Annotated in this window: 21 protein-coding genes; 5 read left to right on the top strand and 16 right to left on the bottom strand. The window is 56.8% G+C overall.

Annotated elements, in window-relative coordinates; all coding sequences use genetic code 11:
* Positions 1-10: 10 nt before the first annotated feature.
* Both Q4D85_RS07890 and Q4D85_RS07895 read right to left on the bottom strand, forming a co-directional pair.
* Positions 11-724, bottom strand: a complete 714-nt coding sequence (locus Q4D85_RS07890) for an ABC transporter permease (RefSeq protein ID WP_303199500.1) — start codon at positions 722-724, stop codon at positions 11-13.
* 5 nt (positions 725-729) lie between these two features.
* Positions 730-1644 (bottom strand): ABC transporter ATP-binding protein, encoded by a 915-nt coding sequence (locus Q4D85_RS07895; protein WP_303199501.1) that lies wholly within the window; start codon positions 1642-1644, stop codon positions 730-732.
* Positions 1645-1844: 200 nt separating this feature from the next.
* On the opposite strand from Q4D85_RS07895, the gene Q4D85_RS07900 reads away from it, so the two are divergent.
* Positions 1845-2033, top strand: coding sequence for a hypothetical protein (locus Q4D85_RS07900; RefSeq protein ID WP_303199502.1), 189 nt, complete (start codon positions 1845-1847; stop codon positions 2031-2033).
* Positions 2034-2182: 149 nt separating this feature from the next.
* On the opposite strand, the gene Q4D85_RS07905 is transcribed toward Q4D85_RS07900, so the two are convergent.
* On the bottom strand, positions 2183-2395 hold the full coding sequence (locus tag Q4D85_RS07905) for a DUF2283 domain-containing protein (protein ID WP_303199504.1): 213 nt from the start codon (positions 2393-2395) through the stop codon (positions 2183-2185).
* Between the two features lie 152 nt (positions 2396-2547).
* On the opposite strand from Q4D85_RS07905, the gene Q4D85_RS07910 reads away from it, so the two are divergent.
* Together Q4D85_RS07910 and Q4D85_RS07915 are read left to right on the top strand one after the other, a co-directional pair.
* Positions 2548-2904, top strand: a complete 357-nt coding sequence (locus tag Q4D85_RS07910; protein WP_303199505.1) for a VOC family protein — start codon at positions 2548-2550, stop codon at positions 2902-2904.
* A gap of 4 nt (positions 2905-2908) precedes the next feature.
* The gene (locus Q4D85_RS07915) at positions 2909-3319 is read left to right on the top strand and encodes an SMI1/KNR4 family protein (protein ID WP_303199506.1); all 411 of its coding nucleotides are present in this window, start codon (positions 2909-2911) and stop codon (positions 3317-3319) included.
* Here the strand turns inward: Q4D85_RS07915 and Q4D85_RS07920 are convergent.
* From Q4D85_RS07920 to Q4D85_RS07965, 10 genes are all read right to left on the bottom strand, one after another.
* Positions 3316-4656 (bottom strand): hemolysin family protein, encoded by a 1341-nt coding sequence (locus Q4D85_RS07920; protein WP_303199507.1) that lies wholly within the window; start codon positions 4654-4656, stop codon positions 3316-3318. The two genes, Q4D85_RS07915 and Q4D85_RS07920, sit on opposite strands and share 4 nt — an antisense overlap.
* Complete coding sequence (gene ybeY / locus Q4D85_RS07925; RefSeq protein ID WP_303199508.1) at positions 4657-5265, bottom strand: rRNA maturation RNase YbeY; 609 nt, start codon at positions 5263-5265, stop codon at positions 4657-4659. It lies immediately after the preceding gene.
* Positions 5262-6284 (bottom strand): PhoH family protein, encoded by a 1023-nt coding sequence (locus tag Q4D85_RS07930; protein WP_303199510.1) that lies wholly within the window; start codon positions 6282-6284, stop codon positions 5262-5264. The genes ybeY and Q4D85_RS07930 overlap by 4 nt, the downstream gene beginning before the upstream one ends.
* A 57-nt stretch (positions 6285-6341) precedes the next feature.
* Positions 6342-7121: a 16S rRNA (uracil(1498)-N(3))-methyltransferase gene (locus tag Q4D85_RS07935; protein WP_303199512.1), complete on the bottom strand. Its 780-nt coding sequence runs from the start codon at positions 7119-7121 to the stop codon at positions 6342-6344.
* A gap of 8 nt (positions 7122-7129) precedes the next feature.
* Positions 7130-8254: a molecular chaperone DnaJ gene (gene dnaJ, locus Q4D85_RS07940; protein WP_303199514.1), complete on the bottom strand. Its 1125-nt coding sequence runs from the start codon at positions 8252-8254 to the stop codon at positions 7130-7132.
* A 218-nt stretch (positions 8255-8472) separates the two neighbouring features.
* Positions 8473-9528, bottom strand: a complete 1056-nt coding sequence (gene hrcA / locus Q4D85_RS07945) for a heat-inducible transcriptional repressor HrcA (protein WP_303199517.1) — start codon at positions 9526-9528, stop codon at positions 8473-8475.
* A gap of 48 nt (positions 9529-9576) precedes the next feature.
* Positions 9577-10782, bottom strand: coding sequence for a radical SAM family heme chaperone HemW (gene hemW, locus Q4D85_RS07950; protein WP_303199519.1), 1206 nt, complete (start codon positions 10780-10782; stop codon positions 9577-9579).
* Positions 10783-10841: 59 nt separating this feature from the next.
* The gene (locus Q4D85_RS07955; RefSeq protein ID WP_303199535.1) at positions 10842-11264 is read right to left on the bottom strand and encodes an NUDIX domain-containing protein; all 423 of its coding nucleotides are present in this window, start codon (positions 11262-11264) and stop codon (positions 10842-10844) included.
* A 99-nt stretch (positions 11265-11363) separates the two neighbouring features.
* On the bottom strand, positions 11364-12056 hold the full coding sequence (locus Q4D85_RS07960) for a hypothetical protein (protein WP_303199566.1): 693 nt from the start codon (positions 12054-12056) through the stop codon (positions 11364-11366).
* Between the two features lie 295 nt (positions 12057-12351).
* Positions 12352-14184 carry a long-chain fatty acid--CoA ligase gene (locus Q4D85_RS07965; RefSeq protein ID WP_303199567.1) on the bottom strand — a complete coding sequence of 611 codons (1833 nt, stop codon included), beginning with the start codon at positions 14182-14184 and terminating at the stop codon, positions 12352-12354.
* A gap of 336 nt (positions 14185-14520) precedes the next feature.
* Here Q4D85_RS07965 and malQ point away from each other — a divergent pair, with 336 nt between their 5' ends.
* The gene (gene malQ, locus Q4D85_RS07970) at positions 14521-16668 is read left to right on the top strand and encodes a 4-alpha-glucanotransferase (protein ID WP_303199537.1); all 2148 of its coding nucleotides are present in this window, start codon (positions 14521-14523) and stop codon (positions 16666-16668) included.
* 179 nt (positions 16669-16847) lie between these two features.
* Complete coding sequence (locus Q4D85_RS07975) at positions 16848-17732, top strand: putative PEP-binding protein (RefSeq protein ID WP_303199538.1); 885 nt, start codon at positions 16848-16850, stop codon at positions 17730-17732.
* 425 nt (positions 17733-18157) lie between these two features.
* Here the strand turns inward: Q4D85_RS07975 and Q4D85_RS07980 are convergent, their stop codons facing one another.
* The 3 genes from Q4D85_RS07980 to Q4D85_RS07990 are packed head-to-tail and all read right to left on the bottom strand — an operon-like array spanning position 18158 to position 20604.
* On the bottom strand, positions 18158-18298 hold the full coding sequence (locus tag Q4D85_RS07980; RefSeq protein ID WP_303199539.1) for a hypothetical protein: 141 nt from the start codon (positions 18296-18298) through the stop codon (positions 18158-18160).
* A 19-nt stretch (positions 18299-18317) separates the two neighbouring features.
* Positions 18318-18557: a hypothetical protein gene (locus Q4D85_RS07985; RefSeq protein WP_368502283.1), complete on the bottom strand. Its 240-nt coding sequence runs from the start codon at positions 18555-18557 to the stop codon at positions 18318-18320.
* 4 nt (positions 18558-18561) lie between these two features.
* Positions 18562-20604 (bottom strand): M3 family metallopeptidase, encoded by a 2043-nt coding sequence (locus Q4D85_RS07990; RefSeq protein ID WP_303199541.1) that lies wholly within the window; start codon positions 20602-20604, stop codon positions 18562-18564.
* Positions 20605-20609 lie beyond the last annotated feature (5 nt).

Below are 20609 nucleotides of genomic sequence, written 5' to 3' on the forward strand. Positions count from 1 at the left end.
TTCACCCTTCCTATCGTTCCAACCGATCAAACCAGCGCACCGCAACCACACCACCGACCAGCATCACGGCTACCAATCCGATAATCGACGCATAGGGCGGCTGAATATAGACAACTTTCTCTAATCCCCCGAATCCCACCGGCGAAATAAGCGCATAGCATCCCCACGGAATAAACCGCGTGATCGTATCCGGCAGAAGCAGCGAAAACACCGCGATGAAGGCGCCTAAAACACCGATCCCGATATTGACCAATTGATTATCAACCTTGGCGGCAATCACGACGTGGAACACCACGAACACAATATTGACCAACGCCAGCCAGCCAAAATACCCCCACCACGCTGAATTATTAACCGTCTCCGGGATAGCATCGCCAATGGCAACGGCGTATAACACGGTGCTTTCCACAATCACCGCGACCGTAATAATCGCACTAACCAGCAGGATTTTCAGCGCGCACAATCGACTGCGGCTAACGCCCGCCGCCGCCATCAAATGCCAGCCATTACCTTCATGTTCAACTTCCACCAACCGGGAAGCAATAATACTGACAAACACCGGCGACAACAGGGCCTGCGCCATCGTGACAGCGAGCAACAACCCCGCCATATCCACGCCGTCCGTGTCTCTAAACAGCGTCGTTGAACTCAAGGCAACCACCGCAACAACCAAGACCGCAACCAACCACGGTATTTTCAGCCGACGTAACTTTCGTAATTCCACCGCAATCATCGCAATTGTCCTGTCGCCGTGAGATCCATAAAAATTTCCTCCAACGATTGCTGCGCCCGCTTCGCCTCATACACAGGGACAGACTGCGCCGCCTCGGCAATCAGCTGCGCGGCTTGCGGTTGCGTGAGCCCCGGTACTGCAACGCTTGACGACGAATGCCGACGCGCGCCGGGAATACGCAGCAGATTGGCCACATACTGTTCGTCAGTGGTGACGATTAAATCTGGCACGCTGTGACCGTACAGCTCTTCCCTACTGCCCTGGAAAATCAAGGAACCGCGATCGATAATCCCCATCATCGTTGCGGTCTTATCCACCTCATCTAGCAGGTGGCTTGACACCATGATGGTAATCCCACGCGCCGCTAGGTCGATTATCAGCTCACGAATCTCCTCAATACCGGCCGGGTCCAGCCCATTAACCGGCTCATCCAAGATGAGCAGCTCCGGATTACGGGCAAGCGCCATCGCGATCCCCAACCGTTGCTTCATACCGAGGGAGTAGTTCTTCACCACCTTCTTGCGGTGCCCGCTTAGCCGAACCGTGTCCAAGGCTTCTTCAATCTGCCGAGTTTCCAAACCCAACATGGCCTGCACGATCTGCATGTTCTCCCAGCCACTGAGGTGACCGTAGCCGGGCGGTGCCTCAATCATCGACCCGACGGTGCGCAGCAGCGCCGCCCGACTGGCCGTTTCCAGCCGCTGCCCGAACAAGTGAATCTCCCCTGCTGTTGGGCGCATGAGCCCGAGCAGCATTTTCATTGTGGTGGATTTGCCGGATCCATTCGGCCCCAGGAAGCCATATATAGCACCTCCTGGAACACGAAGGTCCAACGCATTAACCACAACCTCCGAACCAAACTGTTTGGTGAGTCCACTGGTGTGGATCACATAATCACGTTGATGTTTCATACTTTCATCTTCGCCGCCCAGCCACTGAAAATCGTCAGCCCAGGGGCAGAAATCGCAGGTCATACCGGGGTTTGAAACTGCGATGCTCCAACTCATACCTATGGATAAAAGCGACAGCACTTTCTATCGCGTTAGGATTTATCAGGTGAAGCAGTTGAGAAACGAACAAGTCTGCGTCGAAAAGCGAAAAGGAGGAAGCCATGCCGGAACCAAAGCTACGCTGTCTTACCGTTGCACAAGCCGAAACGGAGCTGCACGAATTGGAATCAAACGTTGAAGGTGGGATCAAAGATTTTGAAGCGCGGGCGCACCTTCTTGACATTTCTTCAATCGAAGCCGGAATATGGGAACGGATTTCTGAGTTGCGATGGCTTCTCGGGCGCTCCTAAATGCTGTGATGAGGGCTCTACTTAGCAGGAAACAGCAGCATAACCACCATTCATCAGGACTCCTGATTGGTTACCAGGACAAAGGAATTTGTGACGCAACGTTCAATCATTACGTCCCAAATCTTCATTTCAGAAACCTCAACCGTTCACTATTCAGAATTCACTGTTTCCGAAATTTCGTTCAGCACATCAAGAATTTCAATGCCCACCAGTTTTCCCTCTTCGGAATAATCAAGGGCTCCGGCCAGATCGCCGTTTCTCCAATGGAGGGTTATTGATCCTTCGACTGCGGTCCCCGCGGCGAAATCCACATACACGTGCCCATCGATAAAAGTAGCTATAGCAGGAATTTTCTGATTCATGTCTCTCCTTTCACAACAGTTTCGATTAGCGTCGTTACTTGTTCATTATCCCCAATAACTGTGGCTGCGGGAACAAGGCGTAACGTGCTCTCCCCACGTTTGGACCACACTCTTCCCAACAACGCCGGAAGTTTTTCGCTATAATGTTCGATATGAGCACAACAATCACCCCAGGAATGATTACTGTTGATTGCCGTGATCCTCGCTCGTTGGCGCAGTTCTGGTCGCAGGCTACTGGCGCACCAATCCTTGCGGATTATGACGGCTTCTTTGTCATGGTTGACGGCAGCCCAAGGTTGGGTTTCCAATTGGTTCCAGACCCCACACCGGGTAAAAACCGGGTTCACGTGGATTTCCATGCCGATAATCGGGCAGAAACAATCGCGTGGCTGCAAACGCTTGGTGCCACTGTGGAGTCGGAGCAAACGCTTCCGGACGGCAGCTTTTCGTGGACGGTGCTCCACGATCCCGAAGGCAATGCGTTTTGCGTGAGCGACCAGGAGCACTAACGCGATGGATGTACTTGATTCCTTTGAAGCACAAACCGGTGCCACGTTACCAGCTGATTACCGCCGTCTTCTTTCCCAATTTGAGCAATTCATGACGTGGTTCCATGACGGAAAAGAAGTCGACCTGATCGCACGGGCACGGCTTCCGGAAGAATCCTCTAGGTTGCTGGATTTTGTCAGAACACCGGTACGTCGGCACGATGCCGAGGGCGAAATCCCCGTTGAGCGGCTGGAAAACTGCTTTATTTTCGGAAGCTATAGCGACGGGGTGTATCTCTACTTCGACCCGGAGGATAACATGTCAGTGTGGAAGGTATGGCTCGACGAGGGCACCGTGGGGAAGCTCTGCGATGATTTCGCGGAATTGGTTCCTGACGATGATGAGATCGACACTGAAAAGACCATCCTGGCCTAGCCCGTAGTAGCCTCGTCAGCGTCGGTTTCCGGCGCGGCAAGCACGGTCACGATGACCGACCGCACCCGCATCCGGCCACGCCGATCCCGGCCGCCTTCGGCGACAAGCCGTAACCCGCAGGTTTCCACGGTGGTGCCGGGTAAGGGCACGCGGCCTTTTTCAAATGCGATAAGGCCAGCAACGGTGTCCACCTGGTCGGTGATCTCATCGGAAAATTCGATGGTGACATCGTGGTCTTCGTTGATTTTCTCCGCCAGTTCTTCTAAAAGCAGGCGGCTGACCACCCGGTAGCTGCGGGGATCGTCCTCAAATTGTTCAATGGGCGCGATTTCCCGTTCGTCGTATTCGTCCGCGATTTCGCCGACGATTTCTTCCAAAATATCTTCGATGGAGATCAGCCCGGCAATACCGCCGAATTCATCGACCAGCATGGCGATATGGAAGCGGTTGGTTTGCATTTCGTGGAGCAGCGCATCGAGGTTTTTCGAGTCCGGAATGAAAGTGGCGGGCCGCATGACGTCGTCGACAAGCACGCTGTGACCACCGTCGGCGTCGTGGTAGGTGCGTTGCACCAGGTCTTTGAGATACACCACGCCCACAATGTCGTCGACGCTTTCGCCGATGACCGGGATGCGGGAATGCCCGGAGCGGACACACAGTGTGGTTGCTTGACCGGCGGTTTTTCCGGATTCGATCCACACCATTTCCGGCCGGGGCACCATGACTTCCCGGGCGATTCCGCTGGCGAGGTCGAAAACGTTTTGGATCATGCGCCGTTCTTCGACTTCCACCACGCCGTGCTCTTGGGCGATGTTCACCATTTCCCGCAATTCGACTTCGGTGGAATACGGCCCGTCGCTGAACCCAGAGCCGGGCGCGATGATATTGCCGATCTTGATTAGCAGTTTCGGAATCGGCCCCAAAATGGTGGCCACTGCATTGAGAATAAACGCCGAGCCGAGCGAAACGGAATAGGGGTTTTTGCGGCCCACGGTGCGGGAAAACACCCCGATGATGGTGAACGACACCAAGGTAACGCCGACGATCGCGGCGAACAACGCCCAGCTTTCGTGTTCCATGACTTCCAGCGCAAGCATCGCCGCGAAGACTGCGGCGGTGGTGTCAAGAAGGTATCTGCCCAGAACAAGGAGGTTGATATGTTCCGCGCGGCGGTCCAGTACTTTCAGCAGGGACCTGGCGGTAGCAGTTTCCTTTTCTTTGACAATGTTTTCCACCCGGGCGCGGGAGATGCAGCTTACGGCCGCCTCGACGGTGCCTACCAGTCCGGAGAACAGCAGGGCTACCAGCGTGACGGCCCCAAGTATCAGCGGGCTCACTTAGCTACCACCGTTTGTGGTTGTCGGCTCCCCAATAGGGGGAATACCGCCGCCGGGAACCAGTTTATCCAGCTCCGCACGGTCCGCCGCCGAGGGGAATGCCCCCGGTCCGGTGGGTTTCGGTTGGTAGCGAACGCCGCGTTTTTCACAGTCGCTGTACCAGTCGGACAGCAGTTCGTTTTGCAGCGCGAACATTTTTTGTTCCTCGGCAGGCACCACGTGGTCATAGCCTAATAGGTGGAGACACCCGTGGGTGGTCAAAAGGCACAGCTCGTGTCCTAAATCGTGACCTGCTTTCTCGGCCTGTTTCTCGGCAAATTCGGGGCACAAAATGATGTCGCCCAGCATCGCGGGCCCGAAATCAGGCGCGTCGGGTCGCCCCATGCCGGGCGTTAATTCGTCCATGGGAAAGCTCATGACATCGGTGGGGCCTTCTAAATCCATCCACCGGACGTGGAGATCGCTCATGGTAGGAATATCGACGATCGAGATCGTGACTTCCGCCTGGGGGTGGACGTCCATTTCGCCAAGGACGAAGGTGGCGACGTCGATAAGCGATTCCTCATTGACGCCGGGGTAGCCAGATTCGTTGATTACTTCGATCGTCATTCGGCATTCTCCTTCGCTTGTCGACGCTCGGCCCGCTGCAGTTCCAGTCGCTCTTCATAGTCGTCGTAGGCGGCGACTATCCGACCAACCAGTTTGTGGCGCACCACGTCTTCGGCCGTAAGCTCGCAAAACGCCACCCCATCGACATCGCGCAGAATGTGGCGTACCAGCCGCAGCCCCGATTTCTGGCCCCCAGGCAAATCCACCTGGGTAATGTCCCCGGTGACAACCATCTTCGAGCCGAAGCCCAAACGGGTGAGGAACATTTTCATTTGGGCCGGGGTGGTGTTTTGGGCTTCGTCCAAGATGACGAAGGCATCGTTAAGCGTGCGGCCGCGCATATACGCCAAGGGAGCCACTTCCACGATGCCTGCTTCCATGAGTTTCGGAATAACCTCAGGCTCCACCATATCCCGCAGCGCGTCGTGCAGCGGCCTTAGGTAGGGGTCGATTTTGTCATTGAGGGTACCTGGCAAGAACCCCAGCTTCTCCCCCGCTTCGACCGCGGGCCGGGTGAGGATAATCCGGGATACCTGTTTGGTCTGCAACGCCTGTACCGCTTTCGCCATCGCGAGATAGGTCTTACCGGAACCGGCGGGACCGAGCCCGAAGACAATCGTGTTGGTGTCGATAGCGTCGACGTATTCCTTCTGGCCGTAGGTCTTGGGCCCAATAGCCTTACCGCGCCGAACGATAATATCGCTAGCAAGCACTTTCGCCACCGATTGTGGCGGATTCACCGTAACGATCGAAATGGCGTTTTTGACAGAATCGGGGCTGATAACATGCCCGCGGCGTGCCAAGGATTGGAGCTCTTTGAGCACGTTGACCGCCCGGGCGACCTCATGGTCGAGCCCGGTGAGGGTGACGTTGGTTCCCCGCACGTGAATCTGGCAGTCCAATTGGTTCTCAAGGACTTTGAGGTTTTCGTCGTTGATTCCGAGAATCGTGTGGAGGTGGGCGTCGTCAAGCGACACGACGCGCGAAATCTGCTGCGCTGTTTGCACCTGGGTTGCCACTATGGTTAATCGACCTGCCTTGAAGTTTAAAAAAGTTTTTCTACTTGGGAATTAAGACTAGCAGTCTTTAGCAGCCCACCGGTTAGTGGTAGCACCAATCGCGGCGAGCGCTACCATTCCTGCCGTCGCGGTTCGAAGCACTTCCGGCCCCAATTTCACCGCTCGCGCGCCCGCCTGACACAAGGTTTCGGTTTCGCTGTCGCTGATGCCACCTTCGGGGCCGATAATCACAACGACGCTACCGGCGGCGGAAAGATCAATGCTGGTCAGCCCCGCAGTTGCGGCTTCGTGAAGTACTAACGCGTGATCGTATTCGCCCAGCCGTGCCGCCACCTGCGCCGTGTCGTGCAGCTGGTCGATGGTCGGAAGCCACGCCCGCCGGGATTGCTTCGTTGCCGATACTGCCATTGCCTGCCACTTGGCAACACCTTTGTCGCGTTTCGCGCCGGTCCATTTTGCCACGCACCTGTCGGCCTGCCACGGAATAATGTGATCCACCCCGGCTTGGGTAAGCAGATCGATTGCTAATTCAGACCGGTCTGATTTCGGCAACGCTTGCACCACAGTGATCTCCGGGCGCGGTCGAGGCTCGTGCCGCACCGCCATTACCTTGCCATGCAGGGTGTCTTTGCCGCTGAGCGCCACCACCTCAAGTTCGGCGCGGGTGCCATGGCCGTCGATAAGTTCGATGTGCTCCCCGACCGCGATTCGTTTCACCGAAACCGCATGTCGCCCTTCCGCACCGTTTACGCTTATCGACGCCCCCACCTGGCTAATTTCCGGGCAGTCGGTGGTGAATGCGGTATCGAGATTGGCAATGAAAACCGGCAATGACATGGAAAATCCTACTTGCGGAACCGATTACGGAACCGGCTAAACAACCCCGCGTCGGCATCGTCCTGGCTCAGCACCCCAACCTCATCGTTGCGGTAGTCACGGTAGGAAGAAAGCAGCTCCCGCGCCTTGTCGTCCAGGTTCTTCGGAATAACCACATTGACGTGGGCGATCATGTCGCCGAAACCTTCGCTGCGCACGTGAGGCATGCCTTTGCCTTCCACGATCAATCGATCGCCCGGCTGAGTGCCCGACGGAATGGTAAATGCAACCTTGTCGCCATCTAAACCTTTGACGTCAACCACGGATCCCAGCGCCGCATCCGCCATCGGAACGTTGACCGTTAGATGCAGGTTGTCGCCATCCCGGCTAAACACCGGGTGTTTGCGAACCGCAATCTCGACATACAGGTCGCCTGCCGGGCCGCCGCCGTGGCCGACTTCGCCCTGGCCAGCCATGCGCACCCGCATGCCCTCATCGATACCGGCGGGAATCCGCACTACTTTATCGCGGCGCGCCTTCATGCGGCCCTGACCATCGCATTTATCGCACGGATCGGGAATAACCTCGCCGAAACCATCGCAGACCGGACACGGCGCGGACGTCATCACATTTCCGAGGAAAGAACGCTGTACCTGCTGAATTTCACCGGCACCACCGCAGTGGCTACAGGTGACAGGGCGTTGCTTCGTCGCGGAACCAGAACCCTCACAGCGATCACAGATCACCGCAGTATCGATGGTGATCTCTTGTTCCACGCCGCTAAATGCTTCCTCCAACGTGATGGAGGTGCGCAGCAGCGCGTCGTGGCCGGGCTGCACCCGGCTGCGTGGCCCGCGGCGGCCACCGCCACCACCGAAGAACGCCTCGAAAATGTCGCCGAATCCGCCAAAGCCGCCCGGCGCGCCACCGCCGCCGTTTTCCATTGGGTCGCCACCCATATCGACGATGCGGCGTTTCTCGGGGTCAAGTAGCACTTCCTGCGCGATGGAAATCTCGCTAAACCGCTCTGCCGCTTCCGCAGTGTCGTTGACATCTGGGTGGTATTGGCGGGCCAATTTGCGGTACGCCTTCTTGATGTCGTTTTCGCTTGCGTTCTTGTCGAGGCCAAGAATGCCGTAATAATCACGTGCCACGGTGGTGGACAACTTCCTTTGCTCTGGTTAAAAACTTGTACTTCTTTTCACTCCGCCAGCCTGCGTGTTGTTCAAAAACTAACCGGCGGTGTGATGATTAAAAACTGCCAGTTATTGTAGGCGTTACCGGGGAAAATTTACGCATCGAGTGACCATATGTTCGCTACCGGCTTACGTGTTAGCTGATTAACACCCCACCAAACCGGGTACCGAGGCTTTTAGGAACGACCCAATACCTGGGTGACGTAATGGGCGACGGCGTGCACCTTGGACATCGTGTGGGAATAATCCATGTGGGTTGGCCCCACCACCCCTAAACCGCCGAGTGCTGCGCCATCGAGGCCGTAGCCCATAGCCACCACCGAAGCACCCCGGAGCCCGTCGTCTTGGGTTTCGTCCCCGATGACGACGCTGACGTGGCGTAAATCTTGCACATTCGCCAGCAGCTTCAAAATAACAACTTGTTCTTCCAAGGCTTCCAGCAGGGTGTGCAGCCCGGTGGGAAAGTCACGCGCGATGCGACTGAGGTTCGAAGCGCCGCTTAAGATCAGCCGGTCGGTGGGGTGTTCCACCAGGGTCTCTTTCAGCACTGTGACGCACCGGGTGATGTGGGAATGAAACACCACCTGATCGGGATCGGCTGTTTCCGGGTTCCCGGCCTGGTCGAGGATTTCCGCGAGTGTGGCGGAGGCTTCGGTAAGGGTTTTTCCGTCTAGCGCCTGATTAAGCAATTCCCGTAACCGCGACACATGTTCGGTGGTGCATTCGTGTTCTAATTCGACGTTGCGTTGCTCCACCCGGCCCGCGTCGGTGATAAGCACCAACAACACTCGCACCGGGGACAACAGCACCACCTCGCAGTGCCGTACCCGGGAAGCATTGAGGGTGGGCATTTGTACGACGGCCGCCTGCCGCGTTAATTGCGAAAGCAGCTGGACAGAGCGGCGCAGGACATCCTCAACATCCACGCCACCTTCGAGAAAGCTCACGATAGCGCTGCGTTCCGCCGGTGATAATGGTTTAAGCTCGTGTATGGAATCGACGAACGCCCGATAGGCTTTTTCGGTGGGAATCCGGCCGGAGCTTGCGTGTTGCTGGACGATTAACCCGGCGGCCTCCAACGCGGCCATGTCGTTGCGAATGGTGGCGGGTGATACGTTAAACCGATGCCGTTCGACCAGCGCTTTCGATCCGACTGGCTCGTGGGAGGCGATATAGTCGGCGACGATCGCCCGCAGCACTTGCTGCCGACGTTCCTGCGCGGCACCAGCCATGTCCCTGCCTTTCGATTGTGTGTGTTCGGATCTTTGCGTTCGCCTTTATTAGTCTAACGTCTCCCCCGCGACCAGAATGTCGGCGATCATGCCGTCGGCAAGCAACCGCCCGGCATCGGTCACCGCGATCCTGTCGCCGGAAACCACCAGCAGCCCCTGCCGAACGAAGTCGGTGGCGCGCCGCAGCTCGGTCGGTGTTAGTTCGGCCACATCGATGCCTTCTTTAAGTCGCAACCCGAGCATGAGTCGTTCCTCGTGCCGGGCATACACATCTAGTTCCTCCACTTCCGCCAGCGGCAATTCGCCTTCCGCTAATCGACGCCCATAGGTGGCCGGATGCTTGGCGTTGAAAAACCGGCGGTCGCCCATGTGTGAATGCGCGCCGGGACCGGCACCCCACCAATCGGCGTCGCGCCAATACCCGAGGTTGTGGCGGCATTCACCACCCGGTTTAGCCCAGTTCGATACCTCGTACCAGGAGAACCCGGCGTCGATAAGCGCCGTGTCGATCATGTGGAACCGATCGGCGTAGACGTCTTCGTCCGGCGGCGGCAACACCCCGGTGCGCACATTGCGGGCCATTCGGGTACCGTCCTCGACGATCAGCGAATAGGCGCTCACGTGGTCCACCCCGGTTTCTAGCACTCGGTCCAGGGTGTCGCGGACATCCGCATCGGTTTCGGTGGGCGTGCCATAGATCATATCAAGGTTGACGTGGGCAAACCCCGCCGCGATTGCCTCTTTTGCTGCGGCGAACGGGCGACCAGGGGTGTGCACCCGCTCCAGGATTTTCAGCACGGCGGGGCTTGCCGATTGCATCCCTAGCGAAATTCGGGTGAAACCGGCTTCCGTAAGACCATCGAAAAACTCCGGGCTTGTCGATTCCGGATTACATTCGGTTGTAATTTCCGCGCCCTCGGCAATGCCGCAGGTGTTTCTAATCCCCGTGAGAATCCGTCTGAGTCCCTCCGCCCCCAACAAAGACGGCGTACCACCGCCAATGAAAATGGTTTCTGCCGGTCGGGTGTCGCCGGCAGCTTCCCTCAGTGCGGCGGCTATTTCCAGTTCCGTTTCTAATGCCACCAGATACGATTCCGGCGAGGCGGCCGATCCTAATTCCCCTGGCGTATAGGTATTGAAATCGCAGTAGCCACACCGCGATTGGCAAAACGGCACGTGAACATACACACCAAACGGAACATATCCGGGGTATGCCAGCGTGAGGTCTGTGGAATCTAAAGATGCATTAGCCATAGGCGTTAAAGCCTACCCAAGGCCTAAGCGGGTAATGAAACTTAGAGCCGTGTTTTCCGTTATGAATCCAACTGAAGATAGTCCGCGATGAGCTGCTTATATGCGGGCAGGAGGTTATCGAATCCCAGCGCTTCTTCGGGGCTAACCAACGCCAACCGGGAGTGCTCGGCGCTTGCTGCAATTTCCGGGACAGGGCTATCGATAGTGGCGCCGTAGGCAACGATGGCAACTGGATTCTCCACTTTCGGGTCCCGCAGAATGAACGCATTAATCAGCCGTTGCGGAGTGATGGTTATAGCGGCTTCTTCGCGGACTTCCCGGATCGCCGTTTCTTCAAGCGAAGCATCTTCCTTATCCGGCCAGCCGCCTAGCAACTCCCAATCGCCGCGAGGATTGCGTCCCAGTAATACCTTCTCGCCAATAACCACGACTACTTTCACACTGAGGTGCATGAAGTACCAGCCGGTTACTGCGTCAATCATGGCAGACTTTCCCTTCACAACGCCGGTCGGATGGGTTGAGAAAAACCGCAACCTGCCCAGCCGTCGAAAAGCTCACAGATTGCGGATTCATCGAGTATCTCAGGAGACGTTGGCCCCGGCGGACTTGCCGCCACCCAATTTCTCTTTCACCCGGGCAACCACCGCGTCCACCCGGGCGCGTTCGTTCAAAAACGCCGGTGTGTTGGAACCACGCATGGTGCGGGTGTATGCCGGGTGATCGCCAGCGACCGCGACCAGCCACGCATCGGTTGCTGCGTAAACAGCCTCGGCGGTGCGCGCGTAGAGCAGCGGAAGCGACAACGCATCCGGGTCGCGGGCGGCGCGCTCCGTCTCGGCGAGTTCCCACTCCACGATATGAGCCAAGTACTCGCCGATAAGGTCGGTGCGTGCACCCAGGGCTTGGGTTAATTCCCGCACGATAACGGCTGGCGAATCCTGGATTGGGAACCGCTGCCGCAACGACTGGGCGTTCACCAGCACGGGGCGATCCACTTGTTTAACTTCCGGGCTTGTCATTGATACAGTTCCCGATGCCAAACCGGAAATCAGGGCTTGCCGCAGCCCGAACAGCTCCGCAACAACGGAGCGGGAATCGCGGCGGGCTTCCTCAATGATTTCTTCGAATTCGGCGAGACAATCTTCAACCAGTTCAGCGTCCCAATCGGCCACTGCCTCCGCAATGTTTTCGATGTAGGTTGCTACCTCATCGCCGATATTGAACACCTCTTGGGTCAACTCACGATGACGCTTGGTGGCATCAAAAACCTGCATCGCTGTGGTCACCCCTTACATCCTTTTATCACAGCCAGTGACGGTGGCTTAAAATCACAAACAATAACCGCAACTATTGATATGCACCTTAAAAATCACTGTTGGCAGACAAATGATTCTAAGCTTTTGCATAAATAGTTTTGCTTACGTCGAATGACTCTAAAGCACCTTCGGCGCAAATGGGGCATGGCTCGCCGGTGTTTTTAGATTCAGCCCCCTTTTGGCATGAAAAAGCCCCAAACCGCTGGAGCAATGCGCGACACAAAAGGGGGTAGCAGGGCGCGTCGTGTCGCGATTATCGCTTGTATAGCTGGTCGATGGCGTCCGCGTATCGACGCGCCACGACATTGCGCTTCACCTTCATCGTCGGGGTGAGCTCGTCGGCCTCCTCCGTCAAATCCCGATCCAGAATCTGGAACTTTTTAATGGCTTCGGCATGCGACACCGTGGAGTTGGCGGAGTTAATAGCATCCTGAATTTCCGCGCGCAGCATCGGATCGGTCGCCAACTCCGCGATGGTGCGCGATTCTGGGATATTCCGATTGAGTTTCCACCGTTTGATCGCATCTTCATCCAAGGTGACCAACAGGCCGATAAACGGCTTACCATCACCGACGACCATCGCCTGGCTGATAAGCGGATGGGAGCGAAGCGAATCCTCCAACGGGCCAGGCGAAACGTTCTTGCCGCCTGCGGTGACGATCAGGTCCTTCTTCCGGCCGGTGATGACAAGATGGCCAGATTCTAGGAGTTCACCGAGGTCGCCGGTGTTAAACCAGCCTTCGTCGTCGAAAGACTCCTGCGTGGCCTCGTCGTTATTCCAGTAGCCGTCGAAAACAGTGTTTCCCTTAATAAGGATTTCCGAATCCTCATTAATACGCACCGACGTGCCGCCGATTGGTGGGCCCACCGTGCCGATCTTCTGGTCCGCGAAGTCCACCGTCGCCGCGGCGGAGGTTTCGGTGAGGCCGTAACCTTCGTAGACGGGTGTGCCGATTCCCCGGAAGAAATGCATGATGTCCGGGCTCATGGCCGAACCACCCGAGATGGCGTACTTGACCGAATTACCCATGGCGGCGCGGATCTTCGAGTACACCAACTTATCGAAGGTGGCGTGCTTGAGCTTCAGTGCCCGGGACGGGCCCTCGGCGGTATCCAAAGCGCGGGAATAGTCCATTGCGGTCTTCTCTGCGGCGGCAAACAAAGTTGCTTTAACGGCACCCGCTTCGGCGGCGTTCGCGGCAGCGGAGTTGCGCACCTTTTCAAAAACCCGAGGCACCCCCAAAATGAGGTTGGGCCGGGCGCGCTGGAATTCCACGCCCAGGGTGGAGAAATCCGACCAGTGGGACTGGGTTGCGCCACCGATGGCAACCGCCAGCGACACTGCGCGGGAAAGTACGTGCGCTAACGGCAGGAAGGTGAGCACCCGCGATCCCGGAACGGCAATGCCGCCGATTGGGTTGGTGAGCAGGCCATAGACCTCCGAAAGCCAGTTAGCGTGGGTAAGGCGGCAGCCCTTCGGCCGCCCGGTGGTGCCGGATGTGTAGACCAATGAGGCCAGATCCGCCGAGCGGGTCGCCGCGATTCGGGCGTCGACTTCTTCATCGGAAATCGGGCGGCCTTCAAATTTGAGGGTATTGATCGCAGAGGAATTGATTTCGAGCACTCGCCGTAGTTGCGAGGTGGAGGTGCTCAGCAGCGGCTTCCCGTCGTCGCCAAGCACCAAGTTTTTCATTAACTCGGTGTGATCGCGGGTTTCGGTGACCGCAAATACTGCGCCGGAATCTTCGATAATCCACTCGACTTGGCTTAACGACGACGATCCGTAGATCGGAACGCTCACGGCACCCGCGGCCCAGATTGCGTAATCCAGCAGTGACCACTCGTAGCGAGTTTCGCTGAGCAGCGCAATCCGGTCCCCTTGTTGCACGCCGTTGGCGATGAAACCCTTAGCTACTTCATATACTTCGGCGATGAATTCTGCGGAGGTGACGTTAACCCACTCGAAGTTTTTAGGGCGCGTGAACATCACGCCGTATGGGCGAGCCTTGGCACCAGCCAGCAATGCGGTGAGGCATGTGTCTGATTCGCCAATGGTGTAGTCGGCTGGGGTGCTCACTTCCTGCATGTGATCTTTTCCGTTTCTCTCCGTCGTCTTCGGTGGCACAACACTCGCAACGAGCTGGCAGTTTTTGTGGCCAGCCCATCGCGATGATGCACTCATGATATGTCCACCCAACGAATCTACAGCTTTTTAGGATAAAGAGTGAGTTTTGTCTCTATCTAATAGGGGCTTCTCCTCGGGTTTTTAGGGGTTGATTGCGGTTATGTGGTTAGCCATTTCACAAAAATACCAAAACATAAGATAAAAGTGAGAATTTTCAGGAAAATTTTAAAGCAAAATTTTAGTTATGGTGACAACTAATTGCACAGATCGGGCAAGTCAATGGCAGAATAGGTCACTGTGGGTTATCAAGAGACATTACGAGAATTAGCAGGCGCACACGCCATTTCAACCAGCTATACGGGTTTCGGTGGCAACACCATCGACGTGTCCAACGACACACTCATAAAAACCCTGCGAGCTCTTGGCGTTGACTTAGGAACGGAGGAATTCCCCAGTGAAGAAACGCTAACTAAAGCACTCACCGATCGGCACGATGCGGAATTCCGCCGTCCCCTCCCCAGGTGCATCGTCACCACCGATGCCACCACGCATGCATTCAACGTACACGTCCACGACGGCGCCCCCGCCGAGCTGACCATCACCTTTGAAGACGGCAGCGTCACCGAAATAACCACCCAGCTGGACAACTGGACACCACCACGCACCATCGACGACGTCACCTGGGGCGAAGGCACCTTTGAGCTTCCCGCCGGATTACCCCAAGGCTGGCACACCATCACCCTGGTTTCCGACGGCGTGACCGACAGCTGCACCTTGATTGTCACCCCAGCGCGGCTTTCCACCACGGATACCTATATCAACTCCCCCGTCGCGGGCGTCATGGCGCAGATGTACTCGGTGCGTTCCGAAAACTCCTGGGGCATCGGCGATTTCAACGACCTTGGTTTCCTCGGCGAGACCATCGCGCAGGAAGGCGCTGGGGATTTCCTCCTTATCAACCCCATGCACGCCGCCGAACCATTCCCACCCATCGAGGACTCCCCTTACCTGCCCACGACCCGCAGGTTCACCAACCCGATTTACATTCGGGTTGAGGATATCCCTGAGATCGAATTGCTTGACGACGCCACCCGCGCCGACATCGAAGAAATCGCCGCTGAATTCACCTCCCAGAATCGCGACGGCGAAAACATCGAGCGCAACCCTATTTACGAAGCCAAGCTTCAGGTGCTGCGTGAAATCTACCTCGCGGGTCGGGACGAAACCCGGGAGCAGCAGTTCCGCGACTTCATTCACCAGGAAGGCGATGGGCTTGCGGAATTCGCAACCTGGTGCGCCCGCCGCGACTTGGACGAGCAGGCTGGCCACGGCAATCACGCTGCGGTGCCGGAGATGGAAGAGCTCACCGAGTTCTACATGTGGTTGCAGTGGATCTGCGATTCCCAACTCGCTGTCGCACAGGCCCGCTGCATTGAAGCTGGCATGAAGATCGGCATCATGGCCGACCTCGCGGTCGGTGTGCACCCAGGTGGTGCTGATGCGGAGAACTTGGCGGCGGTTCTCGCCCCCGACGCTTCGGTCGGTGCGCCACCGGATAGCTATAACCAGCACGGCCAGGACTGGTCCCAGCCGCCGTGGCACCCGGAAAAACTCGCTGAGGTTGGCTATAAGCCGTGGCGGGACATGCTTCGCACCGTATTGCGGCACTCCGGCGGTATCCGGGTCGACCACGTTTTGGGGTTGTTCCGGCTGTTCTGGATTCCGCGCATGCAGCACCCATCGACCGGCACTTACGTCAACTACGATTTCCACGCCCTAGTCGGCATCTTAGCCCTTGAGGCGGAGCGCGCTGGCGCGGTTGTCATTGGTGAGGATCTCGGCACCTTTGAGCCGTGGGTACAGGATGTTCTTGCTGGCTACGGCATCATGGGCACGAATATTTTGTGGTTTGAATCCTCGCCGCACCACGGCGGTGCCCGCCGGAAAGAGGAGTATCGCACCGCCGCCTTGGCGTCGGTGACCACGCACGACCTCCCGCCGACCGCCGGTTATCTGGAGGGTGAGCACATCGCGCTGCGGGAACGCCTTGGCCTGTTGATTACCGACGCGGAACAAGACATCGCTGAGGATTTGGCGTGGCAAGCCCAGGTTCTTAACCGTGTCCTGGAACAAGGTGGTTTCGACGGCGAGGACTTTGAAATGGACACCTTCGAAGGCCGCGCCCGCAACGAACGCGGCGAAACCGATGTCTTGGTCGCCGCTACGCACCGGTTCATCGCCCACACCCCGGCTGCTTTGTCGTGCACCGCACTGGTTGACATGGTCGGCGACCGGAAGGTGCAAAACCAGCCCGGCACCACCAAGGATCTGTATCCGAACTGGTGTGTTCCGCTAAGCGACGCCGAAGGCAACGTCGTCTTAATCGAGGACCTCGCGTCCAACCCACTGTTTAAGAAGATCGCCGCCGCCGGCAAGCGCCCATAACGCACCTAAAAAACCGCATACGCCGCCGCACCGCCTTCAGCGTGCAGGCGGCGTTTTCCTGCCGATAAAGCACAATGCTCGCAACCCCATTACAAGCAAATTTAGTTTGATGTGAGTTGATGCGGGCTTTAGTATGTGGAGACGGTTACCGGACTGGTGGTTTAAGGTGGTACACAACTGTGACTGCGTCTTTTGCGATTTCACTTAGCGGCGAATCATTCCCATCGTCGATTGCCTCGCAGATAACCGAAGTATCTCTTATTCGCTCCGAATATCTGTTTCGTGCCAAGGGGTACTATCCAACTGCGGACAGTGCACAACGAGTGATTTCCCCTTATTTAGCTGCTGTGACCGAATCCTTTCTGGGCCCCGTATGGTACCGCACTCTTGATGTCGATACTGCTGAAGCCAATGTACTTTCCGGTTGTGAGGAAGTAATCATCGAACCTGATCGGCTGCGCGGCTTACGCGGAATCCGACGATCAATGAGATTTCCAGACGCATTTGATGCGGAATTACGCGCACTCGCCCAATTCGAACACGAAAATCTTGGGGTTATCGTTCCATTCCTTTCGACGATTGCGGAGGCTGCCTGGGCGATCAAACGTGTACGCCGATTCCTTCCGAGCGTGCCGGTGGCATGCATGGTGGAGATTCCATCGCTGATTTGGCACATTGACGCATTGGCAGAACTTGGATATTCCCGCGTAGTTGTTGGATTGAATGATCTAGGGTCGTTGTGTTTTGGAACTATTCGAAAGGTTCAGACGCCTTCAGGACTTACTGAAGAATTCACGACGATATTGCGCGACATTGTTCAACGGTGCCGCAACGCACAATTGGAATGCGTTGCGGCTGGTTACATGAATAATCAGATTGTTGACGTATGTAATGCTATTGGCTTCGATTCGATCGCAATTCATTACAGTGACTTGACATCGCTTTTTGGTATTCCACACGAGGACCTACCTGATTGTCACCTTCTTTCTCAAATTAAGGCCAAAACGAGGCGAGCGATTAGGGAGTTCAATGTAGCTAATGGCACGAATCAAGTGCTTTTCTAGCCACCTCGTTTTCTCAACCACGCTTGTCTATCTGTTCAATCCTCTATGAGGCAGTTACAAGTCGGATTTTCGTTAACACACCCTGCCTAGTCTCCTCCATCTATCCCGGGTGTACCGCAATCCCCGACTTCATACACTGCTGCCCTTAAAGCGTGGGGATCAGAAAATGCTATTGCGTTAGGTTTTCCGATAGCCCGTGACTATGGACGACATGTAGCAAGTATCAAATGTGACCACATTGGGTTATTTCTATTCATTTCCCCTAGATGTCGTCATGCAAATTTTCTTATATATTGGGCGGTCCATTTTTTAAAGAAACGACGCACCGGAATGCGCTGATATGTCCGGCGCCTAAAACACCAACAACCGCAGCCCGTGTCACGATGTGACCTAGGCTGCGGTTGTGTGCGGTTAGCGCGGTGTGTTTAAAACAGGGAGATCAACCACGCGATGATTACCAGCGCCAGAAGCAAATACAGGGACTGGGTAACCCGCGACTGCGGGTAGGCGCGTTTTGGCTTCGGCAACTGCTTGTCTTGTTTCCGCAGTTCTTCTGGGTTAGCCATGGTGTGTCGTGCAAGCTTTCTACTTGTGGTTATGGTCGCTGGTTGATGATTCCGCGTTGCGGGTTTTCAGCTTAGCGCGTCCGGCGGCGGATAGCCGTAAATAGGCGGCACCGCAGACGTCGACAAGCCGTAACCACACCATAGCCAATAACGCACACACAGGCACAACCACCACGAACATGATTGTGAATTGCAGGGCAAATGGAATGGTGGTGAGAAACTGGCTGATACTGTCGCCCATCTGCGTTGCCATGTCCATAACGTTACACCGCGCCCGCTAGCCCGCGACGGCGAAGTAGCGGCGAGACGTCCTTAGCCCGGCCGCGCAGCGCAGTAAACGCTTCCGTGAAGTCATCCGCCCCACCCCGGGAGAGCACGAGGTCCCGGAATTTCTGACCAGCTGTCCGCGCGGCGGCCGCATCGGCGTCGGCACCGGCGGCGTTTTCTTCCACGAACCACTCGAAACCATCGGCGTCGAGCGCTTCGGCCCACAGGTAGGAGTAGTAACCGGCGGAATAGCCGCCGCCGAAGATGTGGCTGAAGTAGGTGGAGCGGTACCTAGGTGCCAGGTTCTCAACAACAAGGCCCGCTTTTTCCAGGGCGCGTTCTTCGAAGGCGTCAATGTCGGCGGCGGTTAGTGCCGCGGCTTCTTCTGCTGAAAGTGAATGCCACGCTAAGTCGATGATCGCTGCAGCGAGGTACTCGGAAGTGGCGAAACCTTGGCCGAATTGGCGGGCGGCGGTGATGGCGTCGACAAGCTCGTCAGGGATAATCTCACCGGTATCCACATGGCGGGCGTAGTTCTTTAAAATCGTCGGATCAAACGCCCAGTTCTCATTGATCTGGGAAGGGAATTCCACGTAGTCGCGCGGCACGTTCGTCCCGGAGAAGCTGGGGTACTTCACCTTGGACAGCAATCCGTGCAGGCCGTGGCCGAACTCGTGGAAAACGGTACGCAGGCTATCAAGCGACAGCAGGGCGTCGGAGCCGTCGGCAGGTTTGGTGATCCCCATGACGTTAACGATCACTGGTTTGGTGCCCAGCAGTTCCGACTGGTCGACGAAGCTGGACATCCACGCCCCGCCGCGTTTCGACGGCCGCCCGTAGTAGTCGGTGATAAATAACCCGATGCCGGTGCCGTCGGCGTCTTTGACCTCCCACACATCAACCCCGTCGGCATACCCCTCTAAGTCTTCACGCGGCTCAACGGTGATGCCATATAACCGGTTGGCGGCGAAGAACACGCCGTCGCGCAGCACCTGGCCGAGCGGGAAGTACTTCGACAGCGCCTCCTCATCAACGTTGTAATCGCGATTGCGCACCTTCGCTTCCCAATACGGCCAATCAGCGCCCGTCACTGGTGTATCGCCCGCGGCTTCCACCAAGAGCTTATGCTCATTGATGGCATTGGCCGCGGCGGCCGGGGCAAGATCGAACAGCAATTGCTCCACCGCCTGCGGCGTCTTGGCGGTTTCCTCCTCAATGACATACTCCGCGTGGTTGGCATAGCCAAGCAGCTGCGCCTTTTGAGCACGCAGGCGCACCATCTCGATGAGCACCTCGGAGTTTTCCTCCTGGCCGCGCAACTGAGAGGCCTCATACAACGCGGCGCGGGACGTAGCGTGCTCCAAATTAGCCTGCTCGGACTGCACGCTTGGCAGTTCCAGCGGCAAAACGAACCCCTCCCGCCCCAGCGCTTCAGCATCACTGCGTGCCGAGGCAATCCGGCCTGTGCTCAAACCAGCCAGTTCTTCTTCCGATTCGAAACCCACCGCCAGTTTCTTCGTGGAGGCAAGCAGGTTCCGGCTGAACTTATCCGACAGCACCGACAGCCGCTCATTGATCTCCTGCAAGCTGCGCTTACCGGCCTCATCAAGGTTGGCACCCCGACGCTTGAACTGGCGCACAAGATGCTCATGCAGCCGCTTGGATTCCGCATCGTCTGGAACCACAACAGCCTGAATGCGCGCGAACAACGCATCGTTTAAGTAGATGGAGTCGTTGTGTGCCGATAGCTTCGGGACGATCTCCGAGGCGATTTCCTCCATCTCATCGGTGGTGTCAGTGTTGAGCAAGTTGAAAAACACATTAGACACCCGGGACAATTCCTGCCCGCTTTTCTCCAACGCCTCAACGGTGTTCTCCCACGTTGCCGACGCATCGTTGCTAGCAATAGCGTCGATTTCGGCCGCGTGGTTGGCGATAGCCTGGGAAAAGGCGGGCCGGTAGTCACTGGTCGTTATTTCGCGAAACGGTGGGAGCAAGTATGGCAAGGACGATGGTTGCGCAAATGGGTTAGCAGTCATGAAAA

This window comes from Corynebacterium sp. (assembly GCF_030532965.1).
Taxonomy (GTDB): Bacteria; Actinomycetota; Actinomycetes; order Mycobacteriales; family Mycobacteriaceae; genus Corynebacterium.